General features: G+C 57.4%; 17 protein-coding genes, 1 tRNA gene and 1 pseudogene. 8 read left to right on the top strand and 11 right to left on the bottom strand.

Annotation, left to right across the window (positions count from 1 at the left end; genetic code table 11):
* Positions 1 to 548 (top strand): response regulator (locus QLG10_RS28515; RefSeq protein WP_282488409.1); only part of this gene is annotated, 548 nt, incomplete at its 5' end.
* Positions 549 to 689: 141 nt separating this feature from the next.
* The gene (locus tag QLG10_RS28510) at positions 690 to 1,070 is read left to right on the top strand and encodes a hypothetical protein (protein WP_248678105.1); all 381 of its coding nucleotides are present in this window, start codon (positions 690 to 692) and stop codon (positions 1,068 to 1,070) included.
* Positions 1,071 to 1,188: 118 nt separating this feature from the next.
* On the opposite strand, the gene QLG10_RS28505 is transcribed toward QLG10_RS28510, so the two are convergent.
* From QLG10_RS28505 to QLG10_RS28465, 9 genes are all read right to left on the bottom strand, one after another.
* Entirely contained in the window at positions 1,189 to 2,547 is a 1,359-nt protein-coding gene (locus QLG10_RS28505) for a DUF1329 domain-containing protein (RefSeq protein WP_188265628.1), read from the bottom strand.
* A gap of 219 nt (positions 2,548 to 2,766) precedes the next feature.
* Positions 2,767 to 3,618 (bottom strand): fumarylacetoacetate hydrolase family protein, encoded by an 852-nt coding sequence (locus QLG10_RS28500; RefSeq protein ID WP_188265629.1) that lies wholly within the window; start codon positions 3,616 to 3,618, stop codon positions 2,767 to 2,769.
* A gap of 55 nt (positions 3,619 to 3,673) precedes the next feature.
* The gene (locus QLG10_RS28495) at positions 3,674 to 4,552 is read right to left on the bottom strand and encodes an SDR family NAD(P)-dependent oxidoreductase (RefSeq protein ID WP_020799095.1); all 879 of its coding nucleotides are present in this window, start codon (positions 4,550 to 4,552) and stop codon (positions 3,674 to 3,676) included.
* Positions 4,553 to 4,658: 106 nt separating this feature from the next.
* Positions 4,659 to 5,237 (bottom strand): HD domain-containing protein, encoded by a 579-nt coding sequence (locus QLG10_RS28490; protein ID WP_282488408.1) that lies wholly within the window; start codon positions 5,235 to 5,237, stop codon positions 4,659 to 4,661.
* Positions 5,238 to 5,327: 90 nt separating this feature from the next.
* Positions 5,328 to 6,059 carry an SDR family NAD(P)-dependent oxidoreductase gene (locus QLG10_RS28485; RefSeq protein WP_282488407.1) on the bottom strand — a complete coding sequence of 244 codons (732 nt, stop codon included), beginning with the start codon at positions 6,057 to 6,059 and terminating at the stop codon, positions 5,328 to 5,330.
* Between the two features lie 37 nt (positions 6,060 to 6,096).
* Positions 6,097 to 7,428, bottom strand: coding sequence for an MFS transporter (locus QLG10_RS28480; protein ID WP_282488406.1), 1,332 nt, complete (start codon positions 7,426 to 7,428; stop codon positions 6,097 to 6,099).
* Between the two features lie 113 nt (positions 7,429 to 7,541).
* Positions 7,542 to 8,597 (bottom strand): 3-keto-5-aminohexanoate cleavage protein, encoded by a 1,056-nt coding sequence (locus tag QLG10_RS28475; RefSeq protein ID WP_020799099.1) that lies wholly within the window; start codon positions 8,595 to 8,597, stop codon positions 7,542 to 7,544.
* A 57-nt stretch (positions 8,598 to 8,654) separates the two neighbouring features.
* Complete coding sequence (locus QLG10_RS28470; protein WP_110755236.1) at positions 8,655 to 9,503, bottom strand: TauD/TfdA family dioxygenase; 849 nt, start codon at positions 9,501 to 9,503, stop codon at positions 8,655 to 8,657.
* 10 nt (positions 9,504 to 9,513) lie between these two features.
* Entirely contained in the window at positions 9,514 to 10,494 is a 981-nt protein-coding gene (locus tag QLG10_RS28465) for a quinone oxidoreductase (protein ID WP_282488405.1), read from the bottom strand.
* A gap of 29 nt (positions 10,495 to 10,523) precedes the next feature.
* Between QLG10_RS28465 and QLG10_RS28460 the strand changes: the two genes are divergently transcribed.
* Complete coding sequence (locus QLG10_RS28460; protein ID WP_223194302.1) at positions 10,524 to 11,651, top strand: AraC family transcriptional regulator; 1,128 nt, start codon at positions 10,524 to 10,526, stop codon at positions 11,649 to 11,651.
* A gap of 483 nt (positions 11,652 to 12,134) precedes the next feature.
* Here QLG10_RS28460 and QLG10_RS28455 read toward each other — a convergent pair whose 3' ends face one another.
* The gene (locus QLG10_RS28455; protein WP_282488404.1) at positions 12,135 to 13,040 is read right to left on the bottom strand and encodes a LysR family transcriptional regulator; all 906 of its coding nucleotides are present in this window, start codon (positions 13,038 to 13,040) and stop codon (positions 12,135 to 12,137) included.
* Positions 13,041 to 13,156: 116 nt separating this feature from the next.
* Here QLG10_RS28455 and QLG10_RS28450 point away from each other — a divergent pair, with 116 nt between their 5' ends.
* From QLG10_RS28450 to QLG10_RS28435, 4 genes and pseudogenes are all read left to right on the top strand, one after another.
* Positions 13,157 to 13,576, top strand: a complete 420-nt coding sequence (locus QLG10_RS28450) for a nuclear transport factor 2 family protein (protein ID WP_020799104.1) — start codon at positions 13,157 to 13,159, stop codon at positions 13,574 to 13,576.
* 3 nt (positions 13,577 to 13,579) lie between these two features.
* Positions 13,580 to 14,623, top strand: a complete 1,044-nt coding sequence (locus tag QLG10_RS28445; RefSeq protein WP_020799105.1) for an SDR family oxidoreductase — start codon at positions 13,580 to 13,582, stop codon at positions 14,621 to 14,623.
* A gap of 17 nt (positions 14,624 to 14,640) precedes the next feature.
* Positions 14,641 to 15,183, top strand: a complete 543-nt coding sequence (locus QLG10_RS28440) for a histidine phosphatase family protein (RefSeq protein WP_080725261.1) — start codon at positions 14,641 to 14,643, stop codon at positions 15,181 to 15,183.
* A 475-nt stretch (positions 15,184 to 15,658) separates the two neighbouring features.
* Positions 15,659 to 16,085, top strand: a pseudogene (locus tag QLG10_RS28435) (tyrosine-type recombinase/integrase); the annotation flags it as partial.
* Positions 16,086 to 16,145: 60 nt separating this feature from the next.
* Here QLG10_RS28435 and QLG10_RS28430 read toward each other — a convergent pair.
* Positions 16,146 to 16,232, bottom strand: a tRNA-Leu gene (locus QLG10_RS28430).
* Between the two features lie 414 nt (positions 16,233 to 16,646).
* Here QLG10_RS28430 and QLG10_RS28425 point away from each other — a divergent pair.
* The coding region (locus QLG10_RS28425; protein WP_282488403.1) for a CheR family methyltransferase at positions 16,647 to 18,877 on the top strand (2,231 nt) is incomplete at its 3' end.

Genomic DNA, 18,877 nt, shown 5'->3' with positions numbered 1-18,877 from the left:
TGGGCATTGGCCTGTCGTTGGTGCGGCAACTGGTGGAAGCCCACGGCGGTTCGGTAGATGTACAGTCCGAAGGCGTTGGTCGTGGCTGTACCTTCACCCTCCGGTTGCCGCTCTCTCGGCCCTCACAACAGCCGGACAAACAGCCGACAGTCGCCGAACAGGGGCGTCTGGTTGGCCAGAAAGTGCTGCTGGTGGAAGACTCCAAGGACGTCTTGGAAGTCCTGCAAATGTTGCTGGAAATGGAAGACGCCCATGTCGAAGCCTTCAGCGATCCCGTGCAAGCCCTGAAAGCGGCGAAGGACAACAACTACGACGTGATCATCTCGGACATCGGCATGCCGGTCATGGATGGCCATCAGTTCATCCGGGCCATCCGCCAGATTTCCCACCTGAAACACACGCCTGCCATTGCCCTCTCGGGCTACGCCACCCGCGAGGAACAGAAAAAAACCAGGCAATCAGGGTTTAATTATCATGTAGGTAAACCGGTATCCCATGACGACTTCATCGACATCATTGACGAGGCTTGCAATACGCGGCCTTATTGAGTGAAGCATTCATTCACGAGACTCGATCCAGCCCGCCCAAAGCCACTAGTCGGCCAATAGGTATTGCTCGTCCAGAGCGTGTTGACGCACCACCCTGCCAAGCGTTGAATTTTCTTGTAGCTCATACAGGGAGGACACCACATGGCAAAAATAAAAATCCTGGCGGGGGATTTCCTTGAAGGTTCTGCAGAACTTGAACCTGGGTTCATCACCATTCAAACGGCCGTCTATCCATGGCCAGGCCTGAAGATCACCACGTGCGAAATACTCGAGGTCACGGTTGTCAATGAATCTTCCTATCGGGACGTATCGAGCGCTGTCGGCTTGGGGCTGGCCGGCGCATTGGCTCTCGGACCGATCGGAGCTGTCGCCGGCGTGATACTGGCAGACGATGAAATCGAGCTGACCTTTTCGATGCAGCTGAGGGATGGACGGTCGCTGCTTTGCGCGACCGATAAGCGCACCTACCTAGACATTGAAGCCGCAATCGGTAAGCAGGCGATGACGAAGCACTTCAAATAACCTTGCGGGTGCAGACGCCGTATTCTTGAGCCCAGCGAGCAAATGTCCAGGCGAACAGGAAACCTGTGGCGAGGGGATTTATCTCCTCACCACATAAGTCCCCTCACCACATGAATCCCTAGCGAATGCCCGCCCCTGCCAGGGACTCAGGCGACCACTGTGCCTTGGACAGCGCACTGATGTAGTGGATGCCGCCATACGGGCCAACCACGCCGTTGATGTTGTAGGAACCGCCGACCAGGTCGTAGATCATGTACGGCGTGGCGTCCGGAACCTGCTTGTCATAACTCTGGCTCAGGAAGGCGAAGGACCCACGGTAGAGCTGCCCACGGGAATCGTACTGGTCAGAGGCCAGAGCGACCCAGCTGTCTTCATCCAGATAGAAGCGGCGTTTCTGGTACACGTGACGTGCGCCGGACTTCAGGTTGCCCTCCACCACCCAGACGCGGTGTTTCTCCCAGCGCACCATATCCGGTGCCAGGTGGTTGGAGGTCGTCAGCGACTTCGGATCCTGGGCGTAGGTCAGTTTGTAGGTGTTATAGGGCACGATCATTTCCTGCTTGCCCACCAACTTCCAGTCATAGCGATCCAGCGCGCCGTTGAACACGAACACGTCGTCGTAGGTGCCGGTGCCAGCCGTACCTGGGTTAGGCGTGTCGTAGGCCAGGCTCGGGGCCAGCTTCACCCGGCGCTGGCCAGGCAGGTACTGCCAGGCGCGGCGCGGCATTTCGATGGCGTTGGTCGCGTCCTTGAGCATGATGGCTTCACCGGCGCGCCGCGCCGGGCCGGTGTAATACAGTTTCATCTGGTAGTACACGTCGGAGCTGGTGATCGGCTGCGACATGTTCTCGTAGATCGGGTAGTTGATGAACGCTTGAGCGGTGGTCGCCAGGCTGGCCACACCGGCCGAATCGACGTTCCAGGAGTCGTACTTGGCATTGATATTGACACCCTGGTAACGCAGCAGGAAGTTCCACATGGCCTCGGCGCCCGATTGCGGAATCGGGAACGGCACGCCCGGCAAGACGTTGTCGATGGCCAACCCGCCTTCAAGGGACTTGGCCCCGGACGCGTTCTTCACACTGTTGTCCAGGACTGCCTGCGGCAGTACTACAGTGCGGTGGGTCGGATAAACATCGACGCGGTAGCTGGGAAATCGCTCGATCAACTTCGCCGTGGTGGCCGTGAGCATGCCCTGGTACTGGGCGAGGTTCTTGCCGTCGATCACCAGCACCGGCTTTTCACTGGCAAAGGGGTCCGGACGAAACGTATCGCCCGCCTTGAAGCTGGCCGGTGCGGTGGTCAGGCCGCCGCTATAGGCCGGAATGGATCCATCGGCACTACCGGCCTTTTCGGCCCCCACCAGCGTCAGGCTGGAGCCCAGCCTGGCAACCTGTTCAGGGGACACTGCAGCGTGTACCGCTGTTGTGAAAACCATTGCCAGGGAAGTCGCCATCAAACTTTTCACGAACATCATTGCGTAGATCTCCTGCCCGGCATCCGGGCAATGCGAATGTTTAGAAAGTTTTGTTCAAGGTCAGGCCACAGCCAACTGACTTCGCCGCAGGCACGCACTACAAACGCTATGTTCATGCATTGACTTGTCTCCGTTTATTTTTGTTTTTATCCAAACAACATCAAATACTTCGATGACGCATTTTCCCGCCGGAACTATTGTTAATCGCCCTTATTGAACTCAACCTTTGTAGCGAACACACGCCTGGCGTTGCTGGCCAAGTTTTTCAATACCCAGCGTAACAATGTCGTTTTCTTCAAGGAAAACCGGTGTGGGCTTGATACCCATCCCAACGCCTGGCGGCGTACCCGTGGTGATAATGTCGCCAGGGTAAAGTCGCATGAACTGGCTGATATACGCGACGATGCTGGGTACATCAAAAATCATCGTCGCCGTGTTGCCTGTTTGCCTGCGAACGCCATTCACATCCAGCCACATGGATAAGTTCTGTACGTCGCCTATCTCGTCTTGGGTAATGAACCATGGGCCAATCGGGCCAAAGCTGTCACAACTCTTTCCTTTATCCCAGGTGCCCCCACGTTCCAATTGATAGGCTCTTTCCGAAACATCATTAACCAGGACGTAGCCCGCTACATACGCCAATGCATCCTTTTTTTCGAGGTAGGCGCCTTCGCTGCCAATAACAATGCCGAGTTCGACTTCCCAATCGGTTTTTTTACTATCGGGTGGAAGGATGATTTCATCATGGGGGCCCGTGACACAGGAGTTGGCTTTCATGAACACTATCGGTTCCGAAGGAATCGGCAGATTGGCCTCCTGTGCATGATCCCGGTAATTCAAGCCGATCGCGAGGAACTTGCCGGTTACCCGCAGTGGCGTCCCCAACCTTGGACTCCCCTCCACGGCCGGGAGAGTCGATGGATCGATATCCTGTAGATGCGCCAGGGATGATGGCGTGAATGTACTTGCGTCGATGTCGCTGAGAATACCGCTCAGGTCTCTGATGATGTCCTGGCTATCGAGCAGGCCAGGCTTCTCCTTGCCCTTTTCTCCGAATCTTACCAGTCGCATAGTGTTGTCCAGATGTTGAAGTGGGGTGTCGTACTCAACGGCAAGTTCGCACGGTTTAAAGAACGGCTCCCCCATTGGGACTGATGACCTGCCCCACGAAATAGTGATCGCCTGCAAGGAATGTCGCCACGGACGCATATTCATCGGTTGTCCCGAACCTGCCCGCCGGTATGACTTGCCAGAACCTGCGCCGGCCTTCCTCGCCGATGGAGTCGAGATACTCTTCAAAGAAGGGAGTCGACACCCCGCCCGGTGCCAAGGCATTGACCAGGATGTTGCCGCCGGCAACTTCCGCCGCGACCGATTTGGTGAAGGCAATGACGGCGCCCTTTGACGCGCTGTAGTGAGGACTGTGCGCGCTGATTGCCGACATCCCGGCGATGGAGGCAAGGTTCACGATGCGACCATAGCGTTGCTCCTGCATCAGCTTGAGCGCTTCGCGCGTGCAATAGAACATGCCGTGCACATTGACATCCCAGTACCGATGCCACTCCTCGTCGGTAATTTCACTGGTGAAACCCAGTGATTGCCTCGGTTGCGCAGTGGTGATGTAGGCATAGTGCTTGTTGCGTCGTACCGCATCAGCGGCCCCGGTGGGCGCCAGCGCCGCGTTATTCACCAGAATGTGCAACGTGCCAAAACGCTGGACAATGTCGGCGAACATGGCCACCACCTGGCTGCTCGAGGAGATGTCGCAGTGCAGGGCCAAACAGTTGGCACCCGCCGCTTCAACAGCCTTTCGGGTTTCCTCCAGGGCGGGGATGTCGATATCGCAGATGACAACATCCGCACCGGCCCGCGCGAAATGCCGGGCAATGGTTCCCCCCAGGCCTCGGCCCGCGCCGGTAATCAATACGACACGGCCTGCAAAGTTGCGCGTGCTTGCCTGCGCCATTTCAAATGGCGCGTGTTCAAGTTGCTCGTCCAATTGCATAAATGACTCCGGTATCTGGATGACGTGGGACAAGTATCTGCAGAAAACCAAATCCGCTTTTGACGATTTGGGGTAATAATTTTACATTTTGGGGTTGGCGGGTGTTTCAGCGCTCAAACATGGGCCCATAGAGGGACAACCTGGGCTTGGCCAATACACGGCGCAACATCGGCTCAAAGAAGCTCAAGGGTAAGGTTTCACCTTCGGGATCGAAGGCGGGACTGTCGTACAATTCGATAAATTCTGCCGTGCGCGCATAGTTCGACTGTTCCTTGAACATGTCGCGCATGTTGCGATCCATTCCAATGTGGTGAAAGAAGTTATAACCCTGGAAAATTCCATGGTTCTGGATCATCCAGTGATTTTCTTCGCTGACAAAAGGTTTGAGGATGGCCGCCGCCACTTCGGAATGATTGTAGGTGCCCAACGTATCACCGATATCATGCAGTAACGCACACACCACATACTCTTCATCGCGACCATCACGATAGGCGCGCGTAGCCGTTTGCAGGCAGTGACCCAGGCGATCAATCGGAAAGCCGGAAAAATCACCCGACAGCAAATTCATGTGCGCGATGATTCGATCAGGCAAAGCGCTGGCAAAGTTTTTAAATTCTGCAGATATGATATCCCAGTCGTCCTGGGTGCTTTGATCCATCCGGGTAAACAATGCAGTTGCACTCATTTAACGCTTCTCACAGGATGAGTTTCAGTTAAAGCGACATTCATGGATTAAGTTGGAGTCGTCACTGGGTCCAGGACGACGTCTTGCCCATCAGATCGCCCGGCGCATAAGGCTATAACTCTGAGCGGTAGGTCCTGCATCAGGCATATTTGCCAGGAACAAGGCCAGCGACACCACGTCTTCCGGGGTCTTGAACCACTCTCCCGGGGGAATCGCCGCATCACGGGTCATCTCGGTCTGTACAGGCCCCGGAATCAGTTCGTTGACGCTGATGTTGTATTCCAGCAACTCCACCGCGAGCGACTGGGTGAGCATCCACATGCCGCTCTTGGAGCAGGAGTAGGCCGAAAAACCGGGGGTGGCACGGTGGCGCTGGCCAGAACCGATCATGATGATTTTCCCGGCACCGCGCCGGCGCAGGTAAGGGATGGCGGCATGAGCGGTGTGGTAGGCGCCGGTCAGGTTGATGTCGATGGTCTTGCGCCACTGCGCCGGGTCACTGTCCTCGATCCGGCGTTGCTCGATGGCGATGCCGGCGTTGGCGACCACGATATCGACGCCGCCGAATTCATCGCTGGCGCGCTGGTACAGGGCGGCGACTGCGGCGTAGTCACCCACGTCGACTGTCTGGGCGACAGCCTGGCCGTCTGCTTCGATGATCATGCGCACAGTCTCGGCTATTTCCGACGTGCTGCGGGCACTGCAAACCACTGCGGCGCCGGCCTGCGCATAAGCCAGGGCAATGGCGCGACCAATGCCACGGCCAGCGCCGGTGATGACGGCGACTTTACCCTTGAGCGGTTTTGAATGGATGTGATTCATCGTCTGCATTTCCTTACGGGATGTGAGAAGTGTTTTTTCAACGCGATTGATGGCAACTTGAGGATTCATGGCGGCGCAGGTCGTGGAGGTAATGGGACCTTGCGAAAGCAAACGCCAGTGCTGAGCCAATCGAGACCAACGGGACCCATTGCAATGCGCCGAGCAGGCCGATCCTGTCGGCGAGCAGCCCGGTCAGGTAAGGGCCTGGCGCGGCACCCAACAGGTTGCCGGCCAGCGCCAGGGTAGCGATGGCGGTTCCGTGAAGAGAGACGTGCACCAGATCGGTGACGATGGCGCCCGCTGAGCCATAAGTGCCAGCCGCAAAGAAAACGCCCGCGATGATCACCGCGAACTGTCCGGTGCCGGGTGGCAAGCGCATGCTGATCATCAGCAGCAGGCAGGAGCCCAGGCAGTAGAAAATGGCGGGCAACGTTTTGTTTTTGTCCGACTTGCGCCCCACCCAGTCAGTGAACACGCCGCACAGCCCCATGCCGAGCCCGCTGGCGATCAGTAACACTGCCGCCGCCAGTGCCGACTTGTCGGCGGGTAAATCGTAGTAGCGGTTCAGGTAACTGGGCATCCAGGCAATGATGGTGTACGCGGTGAAGAGCTGAAGGCCACTGCCAACATAGGTGAACACCAGCGTCGGCGCGCCAAACAACGTCTTGAGAAGTGAGCGCAATCGAATTTTTTCAACACATTTGCCTTCGACCGGCGACTCAGCCAACTGAAGGGGCCTGTGCCGCGCCATGCGTGCGTCAGTTACGGTGAACGCAAAGAACAGGATCAATAGAAACCCGAGCGCCGCCATGGCAATCAACGCGGCGCGCCAGCCAAAGTGATTCGCTATCACGCCGCTTGAGGCCAGGCCCAGTACCGAGCCAAACATGCCGGCGGAGGTAAAGGCCCCGGTCAGCGTGGCACGCATGGAAGACGGGAATACACTCAAGATGATCGCAAGCCCCACGCTGCCGTAGCCGGCCTCGCCAATACCGACAAACAGTCGGGCCAGCAGCAACTGGTTATAGTGCTCTGCCAGTCCACAGGCCAAGGTGCTCAGGCTCCAGAACAGCGCCATGATCACCACACTTTTAATCCGCCCCCAGCGGTCTGCCATCAACGCGGCCGGTACAGCCAGCAAGCCCACCGCAAGGCCGACGATGCCGCTGAGCAGGCCAAGTTGGGCATCGCTCAAGGCCCACTCGGCCTTCAGTTGTGGAAAGACTGCATTGAGTGCCTGTCGCGACATGTAATCGGACAGCATCAATGCGTAGATAACGATAAATACCAGCCAGCAATAGGCTCGCGGGCGTGAAATCCCACGCGCAGGATTCGCCGCAACCGATATGGAAAACTTCTCTGCCTGCATATCGCCCCCATTATTTTTATCCACGCAACTCAAGGGAATTGCGCACGGCTGCATCGGTACAACCGGGCAGGAAGGCGCTGGTGCCTTACTGCCCGTGCTCACGCTGAGGCGAACTATCGACCGTGGGCCGAGGGGACGATCGGGCCCGCAGTGCGGTTGGGCAGCATGCCGTTTGCAGCGAGCGTTTCGTCTGCATCCTTGTACCAGGTGCCGATGCGGTAGATTTGGCGCGCCTCTTTGCCGGTCGCAATCTCGCGGCCCAGCTCTTTAGCCACACGCACGGTTTGCTTGACCTGGTCCACTGAGCCGAAGCGCTGGCCATGTTGACCAATGATGGTGTCTTCGTTGCCGCAGCGCGGGTGCAAACCCATGGCCAATGCCATCATGTTGAACGGCAGCACATTCTTGAGCAGAGACTCGGCGGTCAATGTGCAAGCTTGCGGTACACGCTGCACGAAGTTCATGAAGTTGAACGGATTGGGCCCTTCAAATCCTCCGCCTACCCCGATCCAGGTCAAATTCAAAGGACCGGTGTAGAGGCCTTTGCGCACCAGGCGCTGCAAGGTTTCCAACGCGTGGATACCCGTTAGCTGAAAGTGCGGCTGAATCCCGGAGGCCTGCAGGCGGCGCAGGTGCTCTGCCACCCAGGCCGGCCCTGCGGGCACTGTCATTTCGCTATAAGCTGCGCCGAGTAGCGGATTGCCCAGCGAAGTGCCCTCGATGTATTCGGGATAGAGCAACTCCATGATGTTCATCTGCGTGGTGTTGATCGCTACCGTTACCTGGTCGGGTTTCGGATCAAGGTCTGCCAGCATGTGGCGCGTGTCATCGGACAGCCACTTGGCAGCCTGGCCATCGTTTTCCGGGGCGAATGAAATCGAACCGCCGACCTGGATGATCATGTCCGGCACAGCCTCGCGCACACCGGCGATCAGCTCATTGAATTTGGACAGGCGTTTCGATCCCTTGCCATCCAGTTCCCGCACATGCAGGTGCAGCACAGTGGCGCCTGCTTCGTAACACTCGACTGCCTTTTCGATGTGTTCTGCCATGGTGACAGGGATATCTTCCGGGAAATCCTCAGGCATCCACTCGGGACCGTACGGGGCGACGGTAATAACTACTTTTTCCTGGTTTTCCGGGTGCAGCGAATCGTCTAGAAATTGCATTTTCTATCTCACTGTCAGCTAGTTGGATCGGATTGGAAAAAAGCTGTGTCTGCCCGTTCAGTACGGCCGGTCACCGATGATCGTGGCGCGGTCCATCTGGCGATGGCACGGCGGGTAATCCATCACGGCGTAATGCTGGGTGCAGCGGTTGTCCCAGATGGCCATGCTGTTTTTCTTCCAGCGCCAGCGCACTTGATATTCAGGGATGTACGCCTGGCTGATCAGGTATTGCAGCAGGTCACCACCGGCCTGGTTGCAGTCCTGTCCGTAACGCACACGTTCCTTGGTGTGGTAATTCACGAAGTGCGTCGCAAAGGCATTGACGAACAGCACCTTTTCGCCGGTTTCAGGGTGAATGCGCACCACTGGATGCTCTGCATCCGGAAACTGGGCCTTCAGCGCATGGCGTTTTTCACGCTCCATCGCCGCACCGAAACTCGACTGGATGCTATGACTGGCAATCAGGTCGCCGATCTGCGCCTTGACCTGATCCGGCAGGTTGTCATAGGCCAACACCATATTCGCCCACATCGTGTCACCGCCGACTGGCGGGCACTCCACGCAGCGCAGCACGGCCCCCATGGGCGGTGCCTGGCGCCAGGTCGCATCGGTATGCCAAGTGTTCTCGTAGCGATCGAGCGGGACGTCGGGGCGCTTGTAGATTTGCACCAGGCCGGGCGCCTCGGGGTCGGTTGGCGCTACCGGATGATCCTCCAGATCGCCAAAGCGGCGTGCAAAGCTCGCATGCTCAGCCCGGGTAATGTCCTGATCACGCAAAAACAGCACCCGATGTTTGATCAACGCTTCGCGGATAAGCCCGAACACTTCATCGTCGTGGATGGCGTCGGCGACATTGACATCGATCAGCTCGGCACCGATGGAACAGGTCAGTTGTTCAACTCGCATGGCGACCTCCTCAGATCACAAAAATCGAGGAGCCTGTGGTTTTGCGCGCTTCCAGATCGCGATGGGCCTGCACCGCGTCCTGCAGCGCGTAACGCTGGTTGATCGGGATATTGATGCGACCGGCTGCAACATGACCGAAGATTTCCGCAGCGAGTGCGGCCTTTTCCACCGGGTCGACGATGTAATCAGCCAGCGCCGGGCGGGTCAGGAAAGGCGAACCCTTGGTGGCAAGGATTTGCGGATCAAAGCCCGAGACCGGGCCGGAAGCGAAGCCCAGGCAAACGACCAGACCGCGCCGCTTGACCGAATTCAAAGAGGCGTCGAAGGTGTCTTTCCCCACGCTGTCGATCACCACGTTGACGCCAACGCCATCGGTCAATTCACGGACCCGCGCGGCCACGTCTTCGTGGCTGTAGTTGATCGTATGGTCACAACCATGGGCCCGCGCAATCTCGGCCTTGGCTTCGCTCGATACGGTGCCGATAACCGTCACACCGAGTAGCTTGGCCCACTGCGACACGATCAGTCCAACACCGCCAGCCGCCGCATGCATGAGGATGGTGTCGCCCGCTTTGAAGTCATGGATGCGACGCATCAGATAGGACGACGTCAGCCCGCGCATGGTCATCCCCGCCGCTGTTTCGCACGAAATGGAATCGGGCAGCTTGATCAAGGGCGCCGCGGGTATCAGGCGCTCAGTGCTATAGGCGCCCAATGTGTTAAGGAAGCCGGTGTAGGTGACACGATCGCCGACCGCAACATTACTCACCCCTTCGCCAACGGCCTGGACTACGCCTGCGCCTTCCACGCCCATGCCGGCGGGAAGCGGCATCGGGTACAACCCGGAACGGAAATACGTATCGGCAAAATTCAGGCCCACCGCTTCATGACGCAATCGAACTTGCCCTGGACCCGGATTGCCAACCTCCATTTCTTCCCAGCGCAAAACATCCGGACCACCTGTTTCATTCATACGAATAACGTGTGCCACATTGATTCTCCTCGAATACGAAATGCCGAATGTTTGCGCTCAATATCAGTGTGCTTAGCGCCACTCGTAGAAAAAGTATCCGCGAATGGCCTGTGTTGGACTTGACATTTCGGGGTATTTTTTTTACATCTCGAGGCAAAAATGGAGTTCCAATGCCGAGTTTGCTTAGAAGTTCAAGCCTGACGAATTTTATCGACGTTGCGATCTCCGTCGGACTCGACCCCTATCGACAGTTGCGCAAGGCAGGCATCACCGATGCGGCGTTGATGGACCCAAGCATCATGATCCCGGCGAAATCGGTCATGCACTTGCTGGAAGACTCTGCGTATGCGGCGAAGATCGAAGACTTTGGCCTGCGCATGGGCCAAACCCGCCAGCTGGAGAACCTCGGTCCGCTGGCCATTGCCCTGCGCGAGGAGCAGACGCTGCGCAAAGCCTGGCAATCGCTAACACGCCGTCTCGGGCTCACCAACGAATCAATGGACTTGAGCATTGAAGAAGCCAACGGCGTGGCGATTTTCAGGCAGGAACTCACGGACAATATGGGGGGATCGGTAAGACAAGCCACCGAGCTCGTCACGTGCGTGATTTTCCGAACGTTGAAACAACTGCTTGGCCCCACCTGGAAGCCTCGCAGTGTCTGTTTCACGCACCAGGCGCCAGTCAATCTGGCGATGCACCGGCATGTGTTTGGACCATCGGTTCGGTTCAATCACGAATTCGACGGCATCGTATTGGCCACCACCGATCTGGATGCAGCGATCCAGTCGTATGACCCATTGATTGCGCGCCATGCCCGGGAATTCCTCGACGCCAAACTGGCCCAGTCCGACGTGACGATGCCTGACAAGGTGCGCAAACTGGTCTTCGCGCTATTGCCGACGGGCGAGTGCGTAGCCGAAAAACTGGCCCAGCAGCTTGGCGTGGACCGCAAGACCCTGTATCGCCACCTCGCCCATCACAATCAAACCTACTCATCCATTGTCGATGACGTTCGGGTCGATCTGGTAAACCGCTATGTCGTGAACCGCGAGCGACCGCTTTCAGAAGTCGCCATTCTTCTGGGCTTTTCTTCCCTGAGTGCCTTTTCCAGATGGTTCTCGGGTCGCTTTGGTTGCAGTGTGACGACATGGCGTCGGGAGAAGCAAAAAGCGTAGCCAACAAAAAAGGGCCTACCGCGAAAACGGTAGGCCCTTGATATTCATGGTGCCCGAAGCCGGAATCGAATAACGCCTATTTTGACCCATTTTTTGGCCTCGAAATCACTCTAATCAATGTGGAGAAAAGGCTCAGTGGCCGCTGGACACCTTATCGGCTTTTCCAAAGCAAGCCCCCCCTCCCTGATCTACATCCCTCCATCAGCCGGGTAAAAATCAGTTTAGACCTAAGGTAAGAAGCCTTTGAATGTTCGACGCCCCGAAGTAGGTACGTCGATGAACCGTACTGCCACTTCGTTGCCTCTGGCAGGTCTATGGCTCGATGCTGAAAACTTTGCGTTAAACCAAACCGACTCATCTCCTCAGTGAGGGGCAGAAATCGGCCAAAAACAGTCCTCCTCTTTTCTCGCCAGACAAAGGTTGAGACTGCAGATCCGATTGTTTCCCACCATTACCGTACAACCTGCAAGCGGCCTTATGCGCTCATTTCGGAGCGCTCTCCAAGAGGTAACCTTCGACACTTTCCATGGAAAGGGCTTCAAGCAGCACCTGCTCCAGGATGACAAAAAAACATTTGATGTGAGCCTGTTTCAATGCCTGCGGCCGGGTCACCAGATAGACCTCCATATCTGGAAGTTGGAGATCCGGGAACAACCCGATCAGATCCTTCGCCAGAATACGGGGCAGCACCGCCACGCCCATACCTCGCCTCACCGATTCGAGCTGAACCGCGAACGAGCTCACGGTGATCTGCGTGCGGTCCAACCCCGCGCCCTTTGCCACCCGCATTTGCGGCAACATGTCCAGCGGAGGAAGCAAGCCAATATTGACCGCAGTGGCCGGAGTCAGCCCTGGAAACCGCTTCAGATAACCTGCATCGGCGAAGACACCGTAAGCGAGCCTGCCTATGGAGCGATAAATCAGCGACGGTTCGCCCAGATGAGTCGTGCGTACAGCAATGTCTGCGACGCCGCGGACGATCTTGTGAAAGTCGGCTGTTACCAGCAACTCCACCGAGCATCGCGGATGCAGAGTGGTGAAGCGACTCGCGGCCTCCAGCACGCAAGACGAGAACCCCTCTCCTGCACTGACCACGACACTGCCAGACAGCTCTGTGTGTAACTCGGACATGCCCGTAACGGTTTGACGCCTCAAGCCCGCTTCTGCAGCCAGGGCAACGTCCACGAGGGATTGGCCTCGCGGGGTCAACCTGCATCCTTCAACTCCCCGCTCGACGAGTGGCTCGCCAAGTGCGCCTTCAAGTTGGGTCAGCCGTCGCGCCACAGTAGACGCAGCGCCCCCCAGCAATTGGCCGGCCTGAAGAAAGCTGCCACGTCGCGAGACTGCCAACAGCAGGCGAAGATCGTCCCAATTTGCTTGCAAAGCCATGCTTCATATCTTCCCTGATCCGCAAATTTGCAAATCCATTATGCAGCAGTCGCTGTTTTTCGGCAGAGGCGTCAACGGTATATCTACACCCCCTCGAAAAGAATGGAATGGACTGTATGACTACTGGCCCCAACGACTATGCGGAACGCGCCGCCAGCGCCTTTAATCGCCGAGATCTGGAGTCGATGCTTGCGCTGGTTTCCGAAGACTTCGTCTACTTCGATGGTATGGGGATACAAACCGGTCGCGAAACCATGCACAAGCGAGAGCGCGCATTAATCGAAGCGTTCCCCGATGCCAAGGTGACCTTGAGCCCTTTTATCGTCACTGACGATCGTTTGGCACTGACCGCCCTCCTGACCGGCACCTTCACTGCACCATTAGTGCTGTCGGACCGGGTGATTCCACCCCATGGACGCCACATTGCCGCGTACTACGCCGCACACTTCACCTTCAGAGACGGGTTGGCCATACGTGAAGAGGCCTTCTTCGACAGTGCGGTGTTGATGCCGTTAGCCGATCAGAGTGAGGGTTGACACATGCATAACACATTCGTCACTGGCGCGACCGGCTTGTTGGGCAACAACCTGGTGCGCGAATTGGTCGCTCGTGGCTGCGTGGTCAAAGCCCTGGTCCGTTCAAGAGCCAAAGGTGAACAACAGTTCAAGCATTTGCCGGGTGTGGAACTGGTGGTGGGTGACATGGCCGATGTCGACGCGTTCGCAGTGTCGCTGCAAGGCTGCGATACGGTGTTCCACACCGCAGCGTTCTTTCGCGACAACTACAAGGGCGGCAGCCACTGGGAAGAACTCGAAAAGATTAATGTGTCCGGTACACGGAACCTGCTTGGTCAGGCCTACCGCGCTGGTATACGACGGTTCATCCATACGTCTTCCATTGCCGTGCTCGACGGCGCTCCCGGCACGTCAATTGATGAAACCTGTCTGCGGGCCGACGCCGATGCGGATGACTATTACCGCAGCAAGATCCTCGCCGACCGTATCGTCCTGTCGTTCCTGGAAGTCCATCCCGAGATGCATGCCTGCATGGTCCTGCCTGGCTGGATGTGGGGTCCTGCCGACATTGGTCCGACCTCCTCGGGACAGTTGGTCAACGATGTCGTACGCGGTAAATTGCCCGGACTGATCCCTGGTAGTTTCTCCGTTGTCGATGCCCGCGATGTGGCATTGGCGCAGATTGCCGCCGCCAGACATGGACGGCGAGGCGAGTGCTATCTCGCGGCGGGTCGGCATATGACCATGCGAGAGCTGGTGCCCGTTCTTGGGCGTATCGCAGGCGTCAAGACACCCGTTCGACAACTGCCGCTGCCCTTTCTGTACACCTTGGCAGTTGTGCAAGAGATCTACGCGCGTATTACCGGCAAGCCCATTCTGCTGAGCATGGCCACGTTGCGCCTGTTGGTACGAGAAAAGGACCGCACCTGTTTCAACCACGGCAAGAGTGAACGAGAGCTTGACCTAAGTTTCCGGGCGCTGGAGCAAACAATCACCGACACCGTGGCGTGGTACCGTGATCACGGTTGGTTTGATAAACACCAGGACAAGGACGTAAACAGACAGTGAGCAGAAAAATAATCCTGATGCGTCACGGCCAGCCAAAGCTGGACGCAACCGACAAAATGTCAGCGCTCGATATGAAAGACTGGATCGAACAATACGACCGATCCGAAATTACCGACCAACCCGTCCCGGATGCCAGCAAGCAACTCGCCGCAATCGCCACGGTGATTGTCTCGAGCAACGCGCCTCGTGCGCTGACTTCCGTCCAGGCTCTGGGCCTGAAGCCCGCCTTCGTCGACGCGCTATTCCGTGAAGCGCCACTGCCTTATGGTCACTGGAAACTGCCACGGCTATCGCCGTTTACCTGGGCATTTATCCTTCGAGTCTTATGGTTGTGTGGTTACTCACGCAGAGTCGAATCCGTCGGCATTGCGAGGATGCGTGCCCGCACGGCAGCTCAACGACTTCAGTCCCTTGCCAGCGAAGGACCGGTTCTGCTGCTCGGTCATGGCTTTATGAATCGAATGATCGCCAGACAACTGGAGGCAGATGGATGGACTCGCCAAAAACGTAACGGCAGCCAATATTGGAGTGCGACGGTGTATCAAAATGGCGGTGTTTAAGAGGTGAGAGTTTCTGCTTTATAGAGATCGGTGCCCTCCCTCCTTCAAAACTGACCAGGCTGAAATTTGTATGGTTGCAATGGCATGCGAATGTAGTGGTACTTGGCCTGCGAAAAGCTGAAACAGGAGGGGCTCTTCATTTTAAGGAAGGTGAATCTCCTCATAATCGGTTCAAATCACTCGTTTCGTTCCACTGGGACGTCCGCAAACGGCCACCCCTTACTCTGAGTCTGCTAAAGGTCGACCGCAGCGCTCCGCGTAGGTAGACGCGACATTTAATTATGACGTCTAGGCGGGTGAATTCGGGGAATCGGCCTTTGAATTCAAGGGCCAAACCACAACGGTTGCCCGCATTCCTGAGCCCTTCCCCGATAAATTGGCCCAAGAATTGGCCAGCCATCTCAGCCGCCCTGCCGGCGAAATCCCAGCACAAGATCACACCCCAATGATGCAGCAGTGCAAACGGAAACAGGCCTATTTGACTGGCCAGCGGGTTACCGACACTCGATTGTTGGATGAGCGAGACGTTCGCGAAGGTCAGATATGGGTGCTGCAGGGCAATACAAACGCAAAGCGGCGAATTGAAATCACTGGCGAGCTAAGGGTTTTGATTGATCGAATCATGTCCCGGAAGTCAGAACACAAGGTCCGCTCGACGCGGTTGATCGTTAGAGGATGGCGCACCAATGTCGGTAGCGGTGCTACGGGGGAGATTTGACTTGGCCAGGGAAGGGGCCGGGGTCGAAAAGTCCGCGTTACAAATGCGCGACTTGCACGCTAAAGCCGGTACGGACAAAGCCGAATCAAGCCGCGATATTTTGCAGGCTAGGGATCAACTTGGGCATACGACCGTCGTAATGACGAGTCTCGCCAACCAAGTGAATTGCGGACCAATCCAATAATTGCGGACCAGAAACGAACAAGGGCTTGCTTAGCTTCCGCTCGCAAACCCTTGAAATATATGGTGCCCGAAGCCGGAATCGAACCGGCACGCCCTTACGAGCGGGGGATTTTAAGTCCCATGCGTCTACCAGTTTCGCCATTCGGGCGGTAGCGCGGTGAAGCAGAGGGGGGAATATATACATCCCGACCGAGTGAAGCAAGTTTGCAACGGTGTTTTTCGAACACTGGCCGCAGTCGGCTGCGAAAAAAAAAGCGCCTTAAATCATGCATCTACGGTGATTTTCTACAGCATCTCGCAGAATCGATAGCGCACTTGCACGCAGGGCATCACGAAAACGACATTATCTCCCAATGTTTCAAAAGCCAGCGTAACCCCACCTTTTCAGTGCGCCTGCTCGCTGCCATGCCAGACAACCCCTAAACCTGATCTATGCTGGTGCCAGCAGCGCCGCTGTTTGGCTTCGCAATGCGGCGCTACCCACATTATCCTTACCCCTTTCATGAACCCGTTTGAATTGGCGTGGGCAGGCTGCTGCGGTCGCCATTTAAGGCCTTAATGTATGACGTCTTCCACGAAGCACGCACCCGATGCCCCCCAGCGCAGAGAGTTGACCCCCAGTACCCTGGACTTTCCTGTGGTAGGCATCGGCGCTTCCGCCGGCGGGCTTCAGGCCGTGAAGTCATTTTTTCAACACATGCCCGATGACAGCGGCATGGCCTTCGTGGTGATTCTTCATTTGTCACCGGATCACCACAGCATCGTCGACCGGATCATCCAGGATGTCACTGCGATGCCGGTGCTGCAGGTGACCGAAACGACTGATATCAAGAAGAACACCGTCTACGTCATCCCGCCTGCGCACCACCTGGCAATGAGCGATGGCCACCTGTCGGTGACTTCGACCGATCGACACCCTGGCTTGAGCATCGCCATCGACCTGTTCTTCAGGGACCTGGCGGATGTGCATAAGGAACGTGCCTTTTGCCTGGTGCTTTCGGGCACCGGTTCTGATGGCGCGGTGGGGTTGTCGCGAATCAAGGAACAAGGCGGCGTCACGCTGGTGCAGGCACCCGAAGATGCCGAGTTCGACGGCATGCCTCGCGCCGCCATCGAAACCCGGATGGTCGACCTGGTGCTGCCGGTGGTACAAATGCCGGAAAAGCTGCTGGAGCTGTGGCGCAACTCGCAAGCCATTCGCCTGCCCATCGCCATCGATCCTGACGCCAGTATCGGCCCGGCTCCCGGCGAGCGCGACGCCGCCGTCGCGGAACAATGGCTGCAGGACATACTGCTACAACTTCGGGCGGGCACTGGCCATGACTTCAAGCACTACAAGCGCGCGACGGTGTTGCGCCGCATCGAGCGGCGCCTGCAAGTGACCGCGCAACCGGATCTGGCCGCCTATTACCAGTACCTGCAGGCTCATCCGCAAGAAACCAGGGAACTGCTGTGCGACATGCTGATCGGCGTGACCAATTTCTTTCGCGACCGCGAAGCCTTCCAGGCGCTGGAGCGTGACGTCGTACCCAGCCTGCTCAAATCATTGGGGCCACAGCGTGACGAGATACGCGTCTGGTCGGCAGGCTGCTCGACGGGCGAAGAAGCCTATAGCCTGGCAATGATGTTGACCGAACAGCTGGCGCAGCAAGAGAGCCCCGCCAAGCTGCAAGTCTTCGCCACGGATATCGATGACCGGGCCATCGCCTTCGGCCGCAACGGCGTCTATCCCGAAGCGATCGCAACCGACGTCCCGCCGTCATACATGCGCCAGTACTTCAGCCGCGAACAACAGCACTTTCGCGTGCGCAAGGAAGTCCGCGAGAAAGTGCTGTTCGCCAAGCACAGCCTGTTGCTGGACCCGCCGTTTTCGCAAATCGACCTGATCGTCTGCAGGAACCTGCTGATTTACCTCGACCGCGACGTACAACGCGACATCATGCAAATGTTCCATTTTGCCCTGCGCCCGGGCGGCTACCTGTTCCTGGGGACCTCCGAGTCCGCTGACGCTTGCCTGGACCTGTTCACCCCCGTGGACAAACGCAACCGCATCTTCCGCGCCAAGAGTGGCCTGACCCATGCCCGACGGGCACCGGCCATGCCTCGCGGTGGCTACGTGCGCACGACCATCGCCAGCAGCCCCGTCGTCGCCCAATCCGCACGCAAGACGTCCTACGCCGATATCCATTTGCGCGCCCTGGAAAAGGCCGCGCCGCCGAGCATCATCGTCGATGCCAATGCCAATATCCTGCACATCACCGAAGGTGCTGGGCGCTTCCTGCGTTATGTGGCGGGCGAGTTGTCGCGCAACTTGCTGACGCTGGCCCATCCGGACCTGCGACTGGAGATCCGCACCACGCTGTTTCAGGTGCAGCAGGCCGGTACGCCAGCGACCTCGCGCAAAGTGCGAATCGAGCGTGAGCGGCGCAGCTATCTGGTCGACCTGACCGCTCACCCCTACAAGGACGACGAGACCGAAAACGAATACATCCTTGTGATCTTTGAGGAACGCGAAGTCGATCCTCAGGACTCGCTCGCCAGCGCCGCCAACCAGACCGAAAACCGGATGTTGAGCAATCTCGAGCAAGAGCTGCAACGTACCAAGCTGCACTTGCAGGAGACCATCGAGCAATCGGAGGTCTCCAGCGAAGAGCTCAAGGCTTCGAACGAAGAAATGCAGGCCATCAATGAAGAGCTGCGTTCGGCCACCGAAGAGCTGGAGACCAGCAAGGAAGAGCTGCAGTCGATCAACGAGGAACTGCTGACCGTCAACTACGAGCTCAAGACCAAGGT

Source organism: Pseudomonas sp. V98_8 (genome assembly GCF_029967975.1).
GTDB lineage: Bacteria > Pseudomonadota > Gammaproteobacteria > Pseudomonadales > Pseudomonadaceae > Aquipseudomonas > Aquipseudomonas umsongensis.
The sequence above is the reverse complement of the archived record's forward strand: the minus strand, read 5'-3'. Positions and strand labels throughout refer to the sequence as shown.